Origin of the sequence: Stenotrophomonas sp., assembly GCF_036662295.1 — a bacterium.
Classification (GTDB): domain Bacteria; phylum Pseudomonadota; class Gammaproteobacteria; order Xanthomonadales; family Xanthomonadaceae; genus Stenotrophomonas.
Genome location: NZ_JAVWXA010000031.1, coordinates 1 through 17,419, shown reverse-complemented (window position 1 = coordinate 17,419; position 17,419 = coordinate 1). Strand labels below are relative to the sequence as shown.

Sequence of the window (17,419 nt, the reverse complement as noted above, 5' to 3'; positions counted from 1 at the left end):
CGGCGCGGGGGCGGGGTCGGGGGTTGGGGCGCCCCGGGGGGCCCCCGCCCCGCGGCCGGCACTACCGATCCTTTCCCGTACCTACCGGGCCGGCTTGCCCGGGCCGATGGTCTGTTCCAGCCAGCGCTCGCTTTCGGCCAGCATGGTCATGATCGATTCGCGCGCGCGGTAGGCGTGCGATTCGTTGGGCAGCATCACCAGGCGCGCGGTGCCGCCCAGGCCCTTGACCGCGGCGAACATGCGCTCGCTCTGGATCGGGAACGTGCCGGAATTGTTGTCGTCCACGCCGTGGATGAAGAGGATCGGGTCCTTGATCTTGTCGGCGTAGTTGAACGGGGCCATCTTCTGGTACACGTCCTGGGCCTGCCAGTAGTTGCGCTCCTCGGCCTGGAAACCGAACGGGGTGAGCGTGCGGTTGTAGGCGCCGCTGCGCGCGATGCCGGCCTTGAACAGGCGCGTGTGCGCGAGCAGGTTGGCGGTCATGAACGCACCGTAGGAATGCCCGCCGATGGCGATGTGGTCGCGGTCGGTCACCCCGCGCCGCACCACTTCGTCCACGGCGGCCTCGGCGTTGGCGATCAGCTGCGGCAGGTAGGTGTCGTTGGGTTCCTTGTCACCTTCGCCGATGATCGGCATCGACGGGCTCACCAGCACCGCATAGCCCTTGGCCAGGAACGCCTGCGGGCCCCAGTAGCTGATCGCGTTGAAGCGGTACGGCGAATCGGTGACCTGGCTGGCGGCCGCGGCCGTCTTGAACTCGCCGGGGTAGGCCCACATCAGCAGCGGCAGCGGACCCTGCTTCTTGGCGTTGTAGCCGGGCGGCAGCATCAGCGTGGCGGTCAGGTCCACGCCGTCGTTGCGCTTGTAGCGGATCTGCTCCTTGCCCACCCCGCGCAGCTGCGGCAGCGGATGGGCGAAGTGGGTCAGCGCGCGCGGGGCGGTGCCGGCGTCGGTCAGCGACTGCACGTACACGTTGGCCGGCTCATCCGGCGATTCGCGGGTGAGCAGCAGCGCGGTGCCCTCCTGGTCCAGCAGCGCGATCGGGGCGGCGTAGGTGGGCGCCTGGGAATGGAACAGGCGCGTGGACTGCTTGCTGGCCAGGTCCAGGCGATCGACGAACGGGCGGTCGCCCTCCGGCGAAGCGCCCTGGCCATAGAGGAAGATGCTGCGGCCGTCGGCGCTGATCTGCAGGCGCGAGCGCCCGTTGACGTCGCGCACCAGCGCCGGGCGGCCCGGGTCGTTGTAGCGGTCCTGCGAGGAGCGCGCCGAGAGCAGCTCCGGCGCCTGCTCGGGCTGGTCCGGGGCGATGCGCCACTGCTTCACTTCGCGGCTCTTCCACCACCCTTCGTTGAGCAGGGCCAGGTCGCCCCGCCCCCACTGGATGCCGGCGTAACGGCTGCCGAGCTGGGCCAGGGTCAGCGGCGGCCGGTCGAACGGCGCGGCCTGGGTCAGCACGGCATCGCGCACCTTGGCCTCGCGGTTGGGGTCGCCGCCATCCTGCGCTTCGGCCCAGACCAGCGTGGCCGGCGCATCAGCGCGCCAGCTCACGTTGCGCACGCCGGTGGGCACCGCGTCGTTGCCGGTGGGCAGGCCTTCCACCAGCGGCAGGTTGGCCACGGTGTGCACCAGCGCGCCATCGGCGGCGGACAGCACTTCGATGCGACGCGGGAAATCATCGGCCGGCACCAGGTACGAATACGGGCGCTGCACGCGCTCGCTGAGCAGGTAGCGGCCATCGGGCGACACGTCCACGTCCAGGTAGATGCCCCGGGTGGACAGCGGCGTGGTCACGCCGTTGAGGCTGACCCGTGCCGGCTGCGCGCTGGCGTAGTAGTCGAACAGGCGCGCGTCGGCTTCGTTCCTGAGCAGGTCCTGGTAGGTGCGGATCGCGCGTACGCCCGCATCGGCCTCGGTCTGCTGGATCGCCGGCCCGGTCGGGATGCCGCCGGCGGCCGGGGCCGGGCCGGGGTTGCCGGGCTGCTGCATCACCAGCAGGCCACGGCTGTCGGGCAGCCAGGCGTAGCCGTCGCCCAGCACGCTGTTGAGGTCGGCCACCAGCCGCCGCGCCGATGCGCTGGCGATGTCCACGATCCACAGTTCATTGGCACCGGTGGCCGCGTGCACCTGGTTGAAGGCCAGGTACTGCTGGTCCGGCGACCAGGCCAGGCTGGCGACGGACAGCGGCTGCGGCAGGCCGCTGATCTGGCGTTCCTTCGCGTCGGCCACGCTGGTCAGCCAGAGCTTGTTGCCGAAGCTGAAACGGCTGGCCGAGTGGGTGGCCGGGTTGATGCGCAGGCCGGCCAGTTTCAGCTCCGGCTGGGCCACCTCGGCGATGGAAGGCAACGACGGGGTCTGCAGCAGCGCGGCCAGGTCGCGGCGCGGCGACAGGTGCAGGGCCGGCGCGCGCGGCGCATCGACCACCGCCTGCAGCGCCGCCGACGGCAGCTCATAGCCGGACACGCCCTGGGCGGCGGCCTGCGGCGCCTTGGCGGTGCCGGCCGGTGCGGCCAGCGCCAGCGGCGCCACGGCCAGCAGCGCCATGCCCACGATCAGGCGGCCCCAGCGCGCGCGGCGCCGACGATCAATGCGTGTCATGTTCGATCCCTATGCTGATGCAAACCTTGGACCTTAACAGCCGGGCCCCGTTCGCCCCCCTGCCGTTGGTTGGGGGAGGCCACCGATTCATGCCAACCGACCGGGTCGCGATATACTGGGCGGCCCTCCACCGAGGGGCGCTGCGACCGTTCCGGACCCTGTCCGGCCGGCCAGGCTCGGTGGCCAGGATTGTTCCAACGGCGCCCGGCGAACACGAGTATCGACTCGTCATTACACCGGAGCTATCAGATGAATGCTGTTGCCAAGACCTTCTCCACCGAAGGTGATTACAAGATCCGCGACATCACCCTGGCCGACTGGGGCCGCAAGGAACTGGACATCGCCGAGCACGAGATGCCGGGCCTGATGTCGATCCGCCGCAAGCACGCCGCCACCCTGCCGCTGAAGGGCGTGCGCGTGACCGGTTCGCTGCACATGACCATCCAGACCGCGGTGCTGATCGAGACCCTGAAGGACATCGGCGCCGACGTGCGCTGGGCCTCCTGCAACATCTTCTCCACCCAGGACCACGCCGCCGCCGCGATCGCCGCCTCGGGCACCCCGGTGTTCGCCTGGAAGGGCGAGTCGCTGGAGGAATACTGGGACTGCACCCTGGACGCGCTGACCTTCACCCTGCCCGACGGCACCCTGACCGGCCCGGAGCTGGTGGTGGACGATGGCGGTGACGTGACCCTGCTGATCCACAAGGGCCTGGAGCTGGAAAACGGCAGCAACTGGGTCAATGAAAAGGCCGATTCGCACGAAGAACAGGTCATCAAGGACCTGCTCAAGCGCGTGGCCGTCGAGCGCCCGGGTTACTGGGGCCGCGTGGTCAAGGACTGGAAGGGCGTCTCCGAAGAGACCACCACCGGCGTGCACCGCCTGTACCAGCTGGCCCAGGCCGGCACCCTGCTGATCCCGGCGATCAACGTCAACGATTCGGTCACCAAGAGCAAGTTCGACAACCTCTACGGCTGCCGCGAGTCGCTGGCCGATGGCCTCAAGCGCGCGATGGACGTGATGCTGGCCGGCAAGGTGGCCGTGGTGTGCGGCTACGGTGACGTGGGCAAGGGCTGCGCCGCCTCGCTGCGTGCCTACGGCGCGCGCGTGGTGGTCACCGAGATCGACCCGATCTGCGCCCTGCAGGCGGCGATGGAAGGCTTCGAGGTCAACACCATCGAATCCACCCTGGGCCGTGCCGACCTGTACGTCACCACCACCGGCAACAAGGACATCATCCGCATCGAGCACCTGAGCGCGATGAAGGACCAGGCCATCGTCTGCAACATCGGCCACTTCGACAACGAGATCCAGGTCGATGCGCTGGTGGGCTTCAAGGGCGTGCAGCACGTCAACATCAAGCCGCAGGTGGACAAGTACATCTTCCCGAACGGCAACGCGATCTTCCTGCTGGCCGAAGGCCGCCTGGTGAACCTGGGCTGCGCCACCGGCCACCCGAGCTTCGTCATGTCCAACTCGTTCGCCAACCAGACCCTGGCCCAGATCGACCTGTGGGCGAACAAGGACAGCTACGAGAAGAAGGTCTACCTGCTGCCCAAGCACCTGGACGAAGAAGTGGCTCGCCTGCACCTGGAGAAGATCGGCGTGAAGCTGACCACCCTGACCCAGGAACAGGCCGACTACATCGGCGTGCCGGTGGAAGGCCCGTTCAAGCCGGATCATTACCGCTACTGAGCCCTGCAGGACAGCGGGTCGACCGAGGGTCGGCCCGTTTCCTTGGGAGCAGACGACGGGCGCCTTCGGGCGCCCGTTTTCGTTTCGGCTCAGTCGTGCGGGGGCCGCCGTGCGCCGCCGAGCCAGCGCCCTTGTTCGTCCACTGCGCGCAGCAGGCCACCGTCCCTGCCCCAGCGGGCATAGTCCAGGCGCACCGCCGCCAGCGCCGGTGGACACCACGGCAACGCGTCCGCCACGGGCTCGCGCGTGGTGGCGGTGTCCAGCAGGTGCCAGCGATGGCCCAGCATCAACCAGCGCTCGTGGCGCACGTGGCGGCTGGCATAGCCGCCGCGCACCTGCATGATCTCGAGCATGGCCTGCGCGTGCCCCTGCACGCTGTAATGTTCCGGCGCCGCCCCGCGACGCTTGAAAGCCCGCATCACCGGCTGCCAGTGCCGGAACACGCCCCAGCCCACGCCAGCGCCGACGAGCAGGGCGACCAGCAACGCGCCTGCCGCCGGCAGATGCAGCCACACACCGAGGACGAGCCCGGCCGCCATCGCCAGCATGCCCAGCGCGAGCGCGCCCAGCCATTGCGCCGTGGTGGCGGCAGGCAGCGGCAGGGGCCAGTGTTGCAGTGGGTGGCGCTGCACCGTGGGCACCGGTTCGTCGGCATGATGCAGGCCGATCAACACGGGCGACGCAGCGGGCAGGACGTGCAACTGCAGCGGCGTGGCACGCGGGTACACCACCCAGTTGCGCAGCACGGTGTGGCTGAGGCGGCGCACACCCGGCGGCAGCTCCATCACCAACGGGCCTGGCAATGCGGCACCCGCCACGGCGATACCGCCGCCCTGCGCGGGCGGTGCAGCCGCCATGGCCGTCGCCGGGCACGTCACGGCCCACACCTCGTCGCGCCACAACGCGGTGGCAAAGGGGGCAATCAGCCGCCACGCCACACGCACCATCTGCAGCGCCAACAGGCCAAGGCCCACGGCGATGGCCCCGGTCATGAGCGCGGCGCCACGCCCCGGTGCCGGCGCTGCCATGGCCCACCCCACGGCGCTGGCCGCCAGGCACGCCGCGCCCAGCGCAACGCCCAGGTGAGCGAGCACATGCGGCGCGCGGCTGCGCATCGCCTGCCAGAGCCGCGCGCGCAGCGCATCGGTCAGGGGCAGGCCTGCCCAGGGCGGGGTCGGTTGACGGTGGAGCACGCACAGCCCTGTGGTTGTCTGGTCGAGCGGCCCGATGCTGCGCGGACGTTGGCGGCAGGTCAAGGCAGGGTGACCGCCGCGCGCTACGATGCCCACATGACTCCGGCCATCAACCTGCTCAAGAAACGCGGCATCGACCATCGCGTGTTGTCCTACGCCCACGATCCGCACGCGGCGTCCTACGGTGGCGAGGCGGTCGAGCGACTGGGGCTGGACGCCGCGGAGGTGTTCAAGACCCTGCTGGCCAGCACGGAAAAACACGAGCTGCTGGTGGCGATCGTGCCGGTCAGTGGCGTGCTGGACCTCAAGGCCCTCGCCGACGCCGCCGGCTGCCGCAGATGCGAGATGGCCCCCGTCGAGGCGGCGCAGCGCGCCACCGGTTACCTGGTCGGCGGGATCAGCCCGCTGGCGCAGAAGAAGCGTCTGCGCAGCTTCCTGGACCGCAGTGCGCAGGCGCTGGCGCAGGTGCACGTCAGCGCCGGCCGGCGTGGGCTGGAGGTGGCACTGGCACCGGCCGACCTGCTGCAGCTCACCGCAGGCCAGTACGCCTCCATCGGCAAGGCCCGCTGATGCGCTGGCCGTTCACCCGCGCCCCTGCCGCCCCGACTGACGGACCCGGCGCCGAGCACCTGCAGGCGTTGCTGTCGGGCGACCCGCAGCGCATCCAGGGCGCGGCCTGCGCGATCGCGCAGCTGCACGATCCGCTCGAACTGGACGCGCTGGTGCCGTGGATCGAGCGGATCGCGCAGGCCACCGCGCACGTCGCGCTGGGCGGGGCGCTGTTTTCCAACAATCACCACCTGCAGTTCGCGCTGCGCCGGCTGCGCTTTTGGGAGCAACGGACCGGCTGCCTGTGCAGCCTGTACCCGCATTACCCGTTCTTCGATCCGCGCCGCGAGGCCGCGCGTGGCCATGTGGTGATCCAGGGCCTGGCCGAGGCCGAGGGCGGCTGGGGCCAGGCGCATACCGTTGCGTGCGCCACCTGTGCAACGCGCTGGCTCGCGATCGACCGCGAGTACCATTACCCCTGGTGGGAGTGGCGCCTCGCCCCGCCCCACCCGCACGGAGCACGACCGCATGCATGACTTCACTGCCGCGTTCATCCACGTCAGCGCCGAGGACGGCGTGCTGCTGGCCGGGCTGGCCGACCAGGAGCACGACACCCGGCATTACCTGCTGCTGCAGAAGGCTGAGCAACCCGACGCCCAGGACGTCGCGCTGGGGTTGGACGGGGTGCATGTCAGCCTGCATGCGCAGGCACGCGCCGCGTATGGGGGCATCCAGTCGGCCCAGCTCTCGGCCACCGCGCTGTCGCTGCACCTGGATGCCATCACCACCGACGCGCTTGGCCTGGCCGCCTCGCCGCTGCGCATTGCATTGGCGGCCCCGCCGGCCGCCATCGCCGCCTTTGCCGCGATGCTGCGGCGCATGGGCATCACGGTGGAGGACTGAGCGGCGGCGGTGATCGCCGGCGCGCTAGTCCAGCACGTAGGTCACCGGCACCTGCGCGACGCTCAAGACCGGCGGCGGCACGGCCGGGTCGGCCCGGGTGAAGCGCCAGGTGTGAACCTCGGCGATCGCCGCGGCATCGAGCACGGCATGCCCACTGGAGCCGCGCACGATCGCAGCGACCACCTTCCCCTCGGTGTCGATCAGCATCGCCACGATGCTGCGGCCCTGCAGCCCATCCTTGGCAGCCGCTGACGGGTAGCGCGGCGACCGGACCGGGGGAGGATTCCACGTCGAGGCATCCTCGCCGAACAGCGTTGTGATGCGGCCCGTCGAGCAGCGCGCCGGCAGCAGGCTGTAGAGGGTCGGCGCCACCTGGTTGCCCAGCGACAGCGCCGGGGCCTGGCCACACGCCGCCCGGGTCATCGCTTCCACCACCGTCTGTTGGCGCCGCAGGGCCGGCAGGCTGCCCGCCTGCACCTCGACCTCGCAACGCCCGCGCCGGGCGCGCATGTCCATCGACAGTACGCCCACGTCCTTCAGCAAGGGCAACCGGGAGAGCGCCGCGCACGCCTCGGCCTTTGCCGCGCCTGCGGCGGCGGCGTCCAGCGGCAGCAGCGTGGCCAGCAGGAGCAGCGCCGCAGGCAGGGCCAACCGCGCCCGCAGCGCGTGCACGCCCGGCGCGCGTCGATGAAGGCCGCCGGCGCTCATGGCCGCCAGTTCGCGTTGGCTTCCCAGAACGCGACCGCACGCTGGTAGGCCGCCCGATCCAGCGGCACGCCCGACCCGCCTTCTTCCACGCCCAGCGCATTGCGCATCATGGTGATCGGCGCCATCGGCACTTCCTCCGGCTCGGCGGTGTAGATGCAGCCGACGATGCCCCAGTCGGCCTCGATCGGGGAACCCTCCCTGGCCAGCTGTTCGGCGCTGTAGAGGATCACCACCAGGTAGTTCGCGCGCGGCGATTCCACCCCTTCGAACCAGCGCACCAGTACCGGCAACTCGTCGCGGTTGCGTGCTTCGTACGCGCTGTGCAGCTGGTGCCGGTTGGCATCGGTGATGGGCACGGTCAGGCAGCGCGTGCTGGTCCAGTTCTCGTACACATGCAGCTTGCAGAACGGCGCGTAGCCATCGAGCACCTTGTAAGGCGCATGCGCGTTGAGGTGCGCCTGGAACTGCTCGGCGGTGCAGTCCTGGATGGTGTTGCCGCGCGGCATGCGTGGGAACAGGCGGGGGCGGGCGAAGTCGGTGAGGACGATGGACATGGGGCACGCAGCGGGAAAACAGATGCACAGCGTAACCTGCCCGTCATTTGAAATTCGTTTCACATCGACTGCCCAGACTGCGCCCACCCCTCGAAGGAGCGCGCACCATGACCCTGAATTTCCCACGCTGGCTGCTGATGCTTGCGGCCACCCTGCCCCTGGCCGGCAACGCGTCGACGGACGTTACCCCTACCCCTGCGCGCGTACTGCTGGTGGTCAGCGGTGAAGGACGCGACCAGGGCAAGACCCGCCCCGGGTTCGAGATGGACGAGTTCGCGCAAGCCTGGTTGATCCTCCGCCAGAACGGCTTTGACATCGACGTGGCCAGCCCCGCCGGCGGCGCAGTGCAGGCCGACAAGTACAATCCCGCCGAGGCCTTCAATGCCGCACTGCTGGCCGATTCGCAGGCAGTGGCGAAGCTCGCCGCCACCCTGCCTACCGCCGCGCTGCAGCCGCAGGCGTACGCCGGCGTGCTGGTGATCGGCGGCAAGGGCGCGATGTTCGACCTGCCCGGCGATACCGCCCTGCAGCAGGTGATCGGCCGGATCTGGGACAACGGGGGAGTGGTCGGCGCGGTCTGCCACGGCCCGGCCGCGCTGGCCGAGGTGCGGCTCGGCGATGGCAGCCGGCTGGTGGACGGGCGGGCGATGACCGGGTTCACTGAAGAGGAGGAAGCGCTGTTCGGCAAGCGCTGGGCCGCCACGTTCGCCTTCCAGCTCGAGCCGGCACTGCGTGCACGCGGCGCGCGCTGGCAGGAGGCCCCGTTGATGATGCCCAAGGTGGTGGTGGATGGACGCCTGGTGACCGGCCAGAACCCCTACTCCACCCCCGCACTGGCCGATGCGTTCGTGCGTGCCAGCGGTCGCGTGCCGGTGGCGCGCACCACGTGGCGCGATGAGCGCAGCATGGCGCTGGTGGAGCGTCACCTGCGCGGCGATCCACGAGTGCCCACCGAGCTTGCACAGCAGCGCGACACGCTGCACGTCGAGCTGATCGGCATTCTAGGCTACTACCAGTTGCAGGCCGCGCAGGCGCCGGCTGCCATTGCCGATGCGCTGTCGATCATGCAGCTGGCCCGCCCCTACATGGACGAGGCGCAGCTGGATGTCGGTATCGCCGAAGCGCATTGGCGGCTGGGTCGTACCGAGCAGGCACGCAGCCAGCTCCAGGCCGTGCTGGAAAAGCAGCCCACGCTGGAACAAGCTAAGGCCCTTCTTGCCCGCATGCAGCCCTGACCATGGATGCCGAGCGCCTGCGCCTGCTGTTGATCGAAGACAATCTGCCGCTGGCCTCGGCGATCATGCACATGCTGCAGGCGCAGGGCCATCTGGTCGACTTCGCGGCCGATGGCCGCACCGGCCTGCGCATGGCGCTTGCCGCGCCACCGGACGTGCTGCTGCTCGACCTGGGCCTGCCCGGGCTGGACGGCATCGGCGTGTGCCAGCGGCTGCGGGCCGGCAGCGACCGCCACGTGCCGGTGCTGATGCTGACCGCACGCGACGCCCTGGATGACAAACTGCAGGGCTTTGCCAGCGGCGCCGACGACTACCTGGTCAAACCCTTCGACGATGCCGAGCTGCTCGCGCGTTGTCTGGCGCTGGCGAGGCGGCACCATATCGGCCAACCGCACCTGCTGCGGATCGGTCCGCTCAACGTCGATCGTCGCGATGGGTCCGCATGGCGCGAAGGCGTGGCACTGCACCTGCAGCCGCAGTCGCTGCCGCAACGCATCCTGCTGGCACTGGCCGATGCATGGCCGCGCACCGTGACCCGCAGTGAACTGATCCAGCGCCTGTGGGGCGATGAAGCACCGCCGTCGGATCCCCTGCGGTCACACCTGTACCTGCTGCGGCAGGCTCTGGACCGGCCGTTCCAGGGCGAGATGCTGCGCACCGTCCACGGGGTTGGCTTCCGCCTGGAGGCAATGCCGTGAGGCGGCCGGTGCGGCGGCTGCGCCGACACCTGGTACTGGCGTTCACTGCCTTCACCGTGCTGGTGGCGGCGGTGTTCGGGCTGTACGCGGTGGTTTTCATGTACGCGGTGGAAGACAGCGTGTTCGAGGCACAACTGGCGCGCGAAGCTGCCGTGCAGTTGGCCACCCATGCGGCCCGCGGCGATTGGCGGGCACCGGCCGATATCGGCATCGTGCTGTACCGCGATCCGGCGCGGTTCCCGGCCGACCTGAAGCCGGGCTTCACGCAGGAGCCCTGGCGGTCGGAGTTCAGTGGCCGCGAGGGTCGGCATTACCACGTGCGCCGGGTGCAGCCGCCTGCACCGGCCGCGCCGGCCTGGCTGGTCGCAGAGGTCAGCCGGCAACTGGTGGTGCGCCCCATCCGCGACCGGGTGGTGATGGTGCTGGCCTGCACCGCCTTGTTGATGGTGCTGCTGGCCGTCGTGCTGGGGGTGTGGCTGGCGCGCCGTGGCACCCGCCCGCTGTATCGGCTGGTGCACCGGGTGGAAACCCTGCCGGTGCAGCCGCAGGGCGGCAGCGCGCTGGCGTCGGAGTTCGCCGATGACGAAATCGGCGTGCTGGCGCGCGCGTTGGATCGACTGTCGCAGCGCGTGTCCGCCTTCGTGGCCCGCGAACACGCCTTTACCCGCGATGCCAGCCATGAACTGCGCACGCCGCTGGCGGTGATTTCCAGCGCGGCTGGCCAGCTGTTGGGCGAGACCGGGTTGTCCGAACGGGGGCGCCAGCATGTGCAGCATATCCGGCTGTCGGCGTTGCAGCTGCAACAGGCCGTGGCCGCCCTGCTCGCCCTGGCGCGCGAGGACAGCCACACGCAGCCCTGCGCGCCGGTAAAGCTGGTGCCGCTGCTGGAGCGGATCATTGTCGAGCAGGCGCCGTTGCTGGAGACACGCGCAGTGGAGGTAGAGCTGGCGCTGGCCGAAGATGCGACCCTGCTGGCACCGGAAGCGCCGTTGCGCATGGTGCTGGCCAACCTGGTCGGCAATGCGTTCGCCCACACCCACCGCGGCCACGTGCGCATCCATATGGAACACGGCGAGTTGCAGGTACTCAACAGTTCGGACGGTGGTGCAACGTTGCAGCAGTGGCCGCAGCCGCGCCCGTTCCAAAAGGGCGAAGACAGCCCGGGCAGCGGGCTTGGACTGGAGATCATGCGCCGGCTGTGTGACCACCATGGGCTGCGCCTGCGTATCGAGCGCAGCGACACCGGCGTCTGCGCGGGCCTGCGCGGCGCGGCCCCGCCGGTGCGCGCCTGAACCAAGCGCGCAGTGCCGGTCCGGCGCCCGTCCACGCGGTCAGCGAAGGATCGCTTCCAGCGCCCCGTCCAACGTTGGATATTGGAACCGATAGCCGCCATCCAGCGCACGCACCGGCTGCACGTTCTGCCCGGTGAGCAGCAACTGGGCCATCTCGCCGAAGGCCAGCTTCAAGGCGAATGCTGGCGTGGTCAGCAGCGCCGGCCGGCCCAGCACCTTGGCCAGCGTGCGCGCGAAGTCGGCATTGGTGAGCGTGCCCGGTGCGGTGCCGTTGTAGGCGCCGCGGGCCGCGTCGTTGGCCAGCAGCCACAGGATCAGCCCGACCAGATCCTCGCGATGGATCCAGCTCATCCATTGCCGGCCATCGCCCATCGGGCCGCCCAGGCCCAGCCGGAACGGCGGCAGCATCCGCGCCAGCGCGCCGCCGTCGCGATCAAGCACGATGCCGGTGCGCACCACGCACGTACGCACGCCAATCTCGTCGGCCTTGAAGGCCTCGGCCTCCCACTGCCGGCACAGCATCGCGGCAAAGTCGTCGCCGGGCGCGCTGGCCTCGTCCAGCGGGGTGCCATCGCGTGGGCCGTAGTAGCCGATGGCCGAGCCGGACACCAGCACCTGCGGCGGTGTCGGCAACGCCTGCATCCAGGCCAGCAGTGCGCGCGTGGTGCCGATCCGGGAAGCATGGAAGGCCTGCTTGCGGGCCTGTGTCCAGCGGCCGTCGGTGAGCGGCTCGCCGGCCAGGTTGACCACCGCCTGCACCGGGCCCACGTCATCCAGCCGGCCGATGTAGTACACCCCGGGCGGTGGCGGCGCGCCTGGGCGCCGGGTCAGCACGTGCACGCCGTGGCCGGCGGCCAGCAGCGCCGTGCACAGGGGCCGGCCAATGAAACCGGTGCCGCCGGTGATCAGGATGTCCATCGCATTGTCTCCGTGCCTGGCACCTACTGTAGGCCACGGGCCGTTCAAGCGATGGCAGTGGACGGTTGTGCCGGGACGGCCTTGAGTTGCGACGCATTATTTTACATTCATCGCGATGAAGCGATATTATGCAGCCACACCCGTCGCCGCCGCCGCCATGACCGCCATCAGCTTCGAGTTCTATCCGCCCAAGACCGACGAGCAACGCGCCCAGCTCAACCGCACCGCCAACAAGCTGAAGGCGTTCGCCCCGGAGTACGTGTCGTGTACCTTCGGCGCCGGCGGCTCGACCCTGAGCTACACCTCCGAGACGGTGCGCCACCTCAAGCAGCACCACGGCTTCGAGGCGGCACCGCACCTGTCCTGCGTGGGGGGCAGCCGCGAGGAGATCCGCGAGCTGCTCAAGCTGTACCGGGCGATCGGCTGCCGCCGCATCGTCGCCCTGCGCGGCGACCTGCCCTCGGGCATGGGCCACCCCGGCGACCTGCGCTATGCCGCCGAGCTGATCCAGTTCATCCGCGCCGAGCACGGCGACGCCTTCCGCATCGAAGTGGGCGCCTACCCGGAGACCCATCCGCAGGCCAACGACGCGCTGGTGGACCTGAAGCACTTCAAGGCCAAGATCGACGCCGGTGCCGATGCGGCGATCACCCAGTACTTCTTCAACGCCGATGCGTATTTCCACTTCGTGGATGCGGTGCGCAAGCTCGGGGTGGAGGTGCCGATCGTGCCGGGCATCATGCCGATCTCCAACTTCAGCCAGCTGCGCCGCTTCTCCGAGCAGTGCGGCGCGGAGATCCCGCGCTGGATCGGGCGCAAGATGCAGGCCTTTGGCGATGATGCCGATTCGGTCCGCGCCTTCGGTGCCGAGGTGGTGGCCCAGCTGTGCGAACGACTGATCGCCGGCGGCGTGCCGGGGCTGCACTTCTACACCCTCAACCTGGCCAGGCCGACCACCCAGGTGCTCTCGCTGCTGCGCGGCTGAGACGCGTCAAATCGCTTGCAGATAACGCCGGCCCCGCTACGCTGCTGGCATGAAGATGCTGCTGCCCCTGTTGCTGTGCGCGCTGTGCCTGCCGGCCCAGGCATCGGCGCAGGCGCAACGCGTGAACCGCTGTACCAACGCGCAGGGCCAGACCGTGTTCACCGACCGCCGCTGCGATGCGCTGGGCGCCACCGAGCGGATGCCGGCACGCGCGCCGACGGTGGGCAACACCGGCATCTACCGCGCCGGCTGCGCACGCCGGCTCAGTGAGCTGACCGGGCAGATCCGCGACGCGGTGAGCCTGCAGGACGTGAACCGGCTGTCCTCGATCTACCTGTGGAGCAACGTGTCCAACGCCACCGCCAACGCCATCATCGGCCGGCTGGAAACGGTGGTGCAGCGCCCGCTGGTGGACATCGCACCGGTGTATCCGGCCAGCGAGGCGGAGGCGGGGCTGGCGCCTGAGGTGGCGCCGATGCTCGGCGCTGATGGGCTGCCGCTGCCGGAGGTGGCACCGCGGCGGCCACGGCCGGTGGGGTTGCGGCTGGAGCAGACGTTGGGGAGCACCGCCACACCGGCGCGTACGGTGTTTGGGCTGCGCCGGCAGTATGGGTGTTTCTGGATCACCCTGTAACGCCGCGCAGAAGCGTGTCGACCAACAGTCGGCACCTACCTGGCGTGATACGGGCATCGACGACGGCCAGCGCATTGGGCCGGCAGGTATCGACCGTGGGTCGAGACACGACAAACGCGCCGCGAGCGGGCCGGGATGCCTGCGATCAGCCCGCGCCGACGGCGGGCCACAGGCTGCTGATGGCGGCGATGCCCTGGGCGCCGTGGCGGCGGGCCTCGGTAATGTCGCCCGGGTGCAACCCGCCGAGTGCGTACAGCGGCAGTGAGACCTGCTCGCGCAGCTGCTCGAAGGCCTCCCAGCCCAGGGGCGCTGCGCCCGGGTGGCTGGCGCTGGCCTGCACCGGGCCGAGCACCGCAAAGTCGCAGCCCAGCCGCTGGGCGGCCTGCAGCTGGGCCAGGTCATGGCAGGAGGCGGCGACCAGCTGATCGGCCGGCAGCGGCCGGGCGTCGAGCTGCAGCACCTGCTCGCTGCCCAGGTGCACGCCCACGCCGAGGCGGCGGGCCAGCGCGATGTCGCGGTTGAGCAGCCATTGCACGCGCCCGCGATGGGCGCCGATGGCCTGCTCGGCCAAGGCCACCCGCGCCGGGCTGGCCGGGGTGCGCAGCTGGATCCGGTTGACCCCGGCGGCCAGCGCCTGGGCCAGGCGCTGGTGCCAGTCGTGGTGGGCCTGGGCGTGGTCGGCCGCCGGCTCGGGCGTGATCAGGTAGCGATCCGGGTGGCGCAGCGCCGCCACCACCGGCAGGTCGGCCGGCGGCATCGAATAGCGCGACAGCTTGTCCGGGGTCACCCAGGTGATGGCCTGCCCCTCCCGCCCGCGCGGACTGCCCTTCCAGCTGCTGATCCGCCGGACCTCCAGGCGCAGGCGCTTGTCCGGGTAGAGCTGGGGCACGTCCATGACCCATTCCCCGATCTCCGCCTCGATCCCCAGCTCCTCGCGCAGCTCGCGCACCAGCGCCTGCTCGGACGTCTCACCGGCCTCGCGCTTGCCGCCGGGAAACTCCCACAGCCCGCCCATGTCGCGGTCTTCGGTACGGCGGTTGAGCAGGATGCGGCCGCGGGCGTCGGTGATGACGCCGGCCACGACGTGGATCGATCGTTTGGGGGATGGCATGGGGGGAGCATGCCCAATAGCGCGGTGCCGGCGCAATCCCGAAGCGGCATCGGCCCCTGCCGGGCCCAGCTGCAGCCACGCATGGCGTGGCTCTACCCCCGGATAGCAGACGCCCCGCACTTGGCGGGGCGTCCTGGGGTCAGGTCAATTGGCCGTGGCAGTGCTTGTACTTCTTGCCGCTGCCGCACGGGCACGGGTCGTTGCGGCCCACCTTGGGCTCGTCCAGGCGCACCTGGCCCACCCCGTTCTGCGCGGCCTGCACCTGCGCGGCCTCTTCGTCGGCGCTGTAGCCGCCGGCGTCCTGGTGCTGGAACTGCGACTGCAGCAGGCGCGCTTCCACCTGCTGGCGCTCGGCCTGCTCCAGCGCGGCCACTTCTTCCTCGCTGCGGATGCGCACGCGCGCCAGCAGCGTCACCACTTCGCGCTTCACGTTCTCCAGCATTTCCGAGAACAGCTCGAACGCTTCCTTCTTGTATTCCTGCTTGGGCTGCTTCTGTGCGTAACCGCGCAGGTAGATGCCCTGGCGCAGGTAATCCATGCGGGCCAAGTGCTCCTTCCAGCTCTGGTCCAGCACCGTCAGCATCACGTGCTTCTCCAGCGCGCGCATGGTCTCCTCGCCCACGCCGGCTTCCTTCTCGGCGAAGTGCTCGTCGATACGGGCGTGCACCTTGTTGGCGATCGCCTCCGCGTCCAGTTCCTCGTGCTGCTTGACCAGCCCGGTGAGGTCCATCTGCACGCCCAGGTCGGCGGCCAGGGTGGCCTCGAGGCCTTCCAGGTCCCACTGCTCGTCGATCGAGTTGGGCGGCACGAAGCGCGCCACGATGTCGTAGATCACATCGCCGCGGATGCCGTCCACGTTGTCCTTCACCGACTCGGCGTCCAGCAGCTCGTCGCGCTGGGCGTAGATCACCTTGCGCTGGTCGTTGTTGACGTCGTCGAAGTCCAGCAGGTTCTTGCGGATGTCGAAGTTGTGCGCTTCCACCTTGCGCTGCGCCTTCTCGATCTGGCGGCTGACCAGGCGGTCCTCGATGACGTCGTCTTCCTTCATGCCCATCATGCGCATCGCCTTCTGGACCCAGTCCGAGGCGAAGATGCGCATCAGGTTGTCTTCCAGGGACAGGTAGAAACGGGACGAACCCGGATCGCCCTGGCGGCCGGAACGCCCGCGCAGCTGGTTGTCGATACGGCGCGACTCGTGGCGCTCGGTGCCCACGATGTGCAGGCCGCCGGCGGCCTTCACCGCATCATGGCGCTTCTGCCATTCGGCCTTGATCGCCGCCTTCTGCCCCTCGTCGGCGTCCTCGCCCAGCGCGTGGAACTCCGCTTCCAGCGAGCCGCCCAGCACGATGTCGGTACCGCGACCGGCCATGTTGGTGGCGATGGTCACCGCACCGGGCATGCCGGCGTTGGCGATGATGGTGGCTTCGCGGTCGTGCTGCTTGGCGTTGAGCACTTCGTGGTGCACGCCGGCCTTGCGCAGGTGCTCGGACAGCATCTCCGAGGTTTCGATCGAGGTGGTACCCACCAGCACCGGCTGACCGCGCTTGTTGCAGTCCTGGATGTCGGCCAGCACCGCATTGAACTTGCCGTTGCGGTTGAGGAACACCTGGTCCGAGCCGTCCTTGCGGATGGTCGGGCGGTTGGTCGGGATCACCACCACTTCCAGGTTGTAGATGCTCTGGAATTCGTAGGCTTCGGTATCGGCCGTACCGGTCATGCCGGACAGCTTCTTGTACATGCGGAACAGGTTCTGGAAGGTGATGCTCGCCAGCGTCTGGTTCTCGCGCTGGACCGGCACCCCTTCCTTGGCTTCCACGGCCTGGTGCAGGCCATCGGACCAGCGGCGACCGGCCAGGGTACGGCCGGTGAATTCGTCCACGATCACCACTTCACCGTCGCGCACGATGTAGTCCACGTCGCGCTGGTAGATGGCGTGCGCGCGCAGGGCGGCATTGAGGTGGTGCACCACGGTGAGGTTCTGCGCGGCGTACAGGCCTTCGGTCTCGGCATTGAGGATGCCGGCCTCGACCAGCAGCGCCTCGGCGTGCTCCATGCCCGCTTCGGACAGGTGCACCTGCTTGCCCTTCTCGTCCACCCAGAAGTCGCCCTCGCCGTCTTCGGCCTCCTGCTTGATCAGGCTCGGCACCACGCGGTTGACGCGGATGTACAGCTCGGGGGAGTCGTCGGCCGGGCCGGAAATGATCAGCGGGGTACGCGCTTCGTCGATCAGGATCGAGTCGACTTCGTCGACGATGGCGTAATGCAGGCCGCGCTGGTGGCGGTCCGCGCGTGACAACGCCATGTTGTCGCGCAGGTAGTCGAAACCGAATTCGTTGTTGGTGCCGTAGG

Annotated in this window: 16 protein-coding genes and 1 riboswitch; of the genes, 9 read left to right on the top strand and 7 right to left on the bottom strand. The window is 69.6% G+C overall.

The features are described from left to right. Positions 1-81: 81 nt before the first annotated feature. Complete coding sequence (locus tag RSA25_RS08410; protein WP_332808441.1) at positions 82-2,595, bottom strand: prolyl oligopeptidase family serine peptidase; 2,514 nt, start codon at positions 2,593-2,595, stop codon at positions 82-84. Between the two features lie 126 nt (positions 2,596-2,721). Further along, a riboswitch (S-adenosyl-L-homocysteine riboswitch) is annotated at positions 2,722-2,808 on the top strand. A gap of 36 nt (positions 2,809-2,844) precedes the next feature. On the opposite strand from RSA25_RS08410, the gene ahcY reads away from it, so the two are divergent. Beyond that, the gene (gene ahcY, locus RSA25_RS08405; protein ID WP_332808440.1) at positions 2,845-4,290 is read left to right on the top strand and encodes an adenosylhomocysteinase; all 1,446 of its coding nucleotides are present in this window, start codon (positions 2,845-2,847) and stop codon (positions 4,288-4,290) included. Between the two features lie 89 nt (positions 4,291-4,379). Here ahcY and RSA25_RS08400 read toward each other — a convergent pair whose 3' ends face one another. Further along, entirely contained in the window at positions 4,380-5,624 is a 1,245-nt protein-coding gene (locus RSA25_RS08400) for a hypothetical protein (protein ID WP_332808439.1), read from the bottom strand. Here RSA25_RS08400 and ybaK point away from each other — a divergent pair. Genes ybaK through RSA25_RS08385 form a run of 3 tightly spaced genes read left to right on the top strand, consistent with a single transcriptional unit; the run spans position 5,580 to position 6,935 of the window. Beyond that, the gene (gene ybaK / locus RSA25_RS08395) at positions 5,580-6,053 is read left to right on the top strand and encodes a Cys-tRNA(Pro) deacylase (RefSeq protein WP_332808438.1); all 474 of its coding nucleotides are present in this window, start codon (positions 5,580-5,582) and stop codon (positions 6,051-6,053) included. The genes RSA25_RS08400 and ybaK overlap by 45 nt on opposite strands. Then, positions 6,053-6,568, top strand: a complete 516-nt coding sequence (locus RSA25_RS08390) for a hypothetical protein (protein WP_332808437.1) — start codon at positions 6,053-6,055, stop codon at positions 6,566-6,568. The genes ybaK and RSA25_RS08390 overlap by 1 nt, the downstream gene beginning before the upstream one ends. Next, on the top strand, positions 6,561-6,935 hold the full coding sequence (locus RSA25_RS08385; protein WP_332808436.1) for an Imm10 family immunity protein: 375 nt from the start codon (positions 6,561-6,563) through the stop codon (positions 6,933-6,935). Before RSA25_RS08390 ends, RSA25_RS08385 begins: the two co-directional genes overlap by 8 nt. Positions 6,936-6,959: 24 nt before the next feature. Here the strand turns inward: RSA25_RS08385 and RSA25_RS08380 are convergent, their stop codons facing one another. Next, positions 6,960-7,643 (bottom strand): TonB family protein, encoded by a 684-nt coding sequence (locus RSA25_RS08380; protein ID WP_332808435.1) that lies wholly within the window; start codon positions 7,641-7,643, stop codon positions 6,960-6,962. Beyond that, the gene (locus RSA25_RS08375) at positions 7,640-8,197 is read right to left on the bottom strand and encodes a DUF3228 family protein (RefSeq protein WP_332808434.1); all 558 of its coding nucleotides are present in this window, start codon (positions 8,195-8,197) and stop codon (positions 7,640-7,642) included. The genes RSA25_RS08380 and RSA25_RS08375 overlap by 4 nt, the downstream gene beginning before the upstream one ends. 107 nt (positions 8,198-8,304) lie before the next feature. Between RSA25_RS08375 and RSA25_RS08370 the strand changes: the two genes are divergently transcribed. Genes RSA25_RS08370 through RSA25_RS08360 form a run of 3 tightly spaced genes read left to right on the top strand, consistent with a single transcriptional unit; the run spans position 8,305 to position 11,422 of the window. Next, positions 8,305-9,432: a DJ-1/PfpI family protein gene (locus tag RSA25_RS08370; protein ID WP_332808433.1), complete on the top strand. Its 1,128-nt coding sequence runs from the start codon at positions 8,305-8,307 to the stop codon at positions 9,430-9,432. 2 nt (positions 9,433-9,434) lie between these two features. Beyond that, the gene (locus tag RSA25_RS08365) at positions 9,435-10,130 is read left to right on the top strand and encodes a response regulator transcription factor (protein WP_332808432.1); all 696 of its coding nucleotides are present in this window, start codon (positions 9,435-9,437) and stop codon (positions 10,128-10,130) included. Next, on the top strand, positions 10,127-11,422 hold the full coding sequence (locus RSA25_RS08360; protein WP_332808431.1) for a HAMP domain-containing sensor histidine kinase: 1,296 nt from the start codon (positions 10,127-10,129) through the stop codon (positions 11,420-11,422). The genes RSA25_RS08365 and RSA25_RS08360 overlap by 4 nt, the downstream gene beginning before the upstream one ends. A 39-nt stretch (positions 11,423-11,461) precedes the next feature. Here RSA25_RS08360 and RSA25_RS08355 read toward each other — a convergent pair whose 3' ends face one another. After that, positions 11,462-12,340, bottom strand: coding sequence for a TIGR01777 family oxidoreductase (locus RSA25_RS08355; RefSeq protein WP_332808430.1), 879 nt, complete (start codon positions 12,338-12,340; stop codon positions 11,462-11,464). A 157-nt stretch (positions 12,341-12,497) separates the two neighbouring features. Here RSA25_RS08355 and metF point away from each other — a divergent pair, with 157 nt between their 5' ends. Then, complete coding sequence (gene metF / locus RSA25_RS08350) at positions 12,498-13,325, top strand: methylenetetrahydrofolate reductase [NAD(P)H] (RefSeq protein ID WP_332808429.1); 828 nt, start codon at positions 12,498-12,500, stop codon at positions 13,323-13,325. A 49-nt stretch (positions 13,326-13,374) separates the two neighbouring features. Continuing rightward, on the top strand, positions 13,375-13,959 hold the full coding sequence (locus RSA25_RS08345; protein ID WP_332808428.1) for a DUF4124 domain-containing protein: 585 nt from the start codon (positions 13,375-13,377) through the stop codon (positions 13,957-13,959). A gap of 145 nt (positions 13,960-14,104) precedes the next feature. Here RSA25_RS08345 and RSA25_RS08340 read toward each other — a convergent pair whose 3' ends face one another. Both RSA25_RS08340 and secA read right to left on the bottom strand, forming a co-directional pair. Continuing rightward, the gene (locus tag RSA25_RS08340) at positions 14,105-15,070 is read right to left on the bottom strand and encodes a Nudix family hydrolase (RefSeq protein WP_332808427.1); all 966 of its coding nucleotides are present in this window, start codon (positions 15,068-15,070) and stop codon (positions 14,105-14,107) included. A gap of 139 nt (positions 15,071-15,209) precedes the next feature. Further along, positions 15,210-17,419: preprotein translocase subunit SecA (gene secA, locus RSA25_RS08335; protein ID WP_332808426.1), on the bottom strand; the 2,210-nt coding region annotated here is incomplete at its 5' end.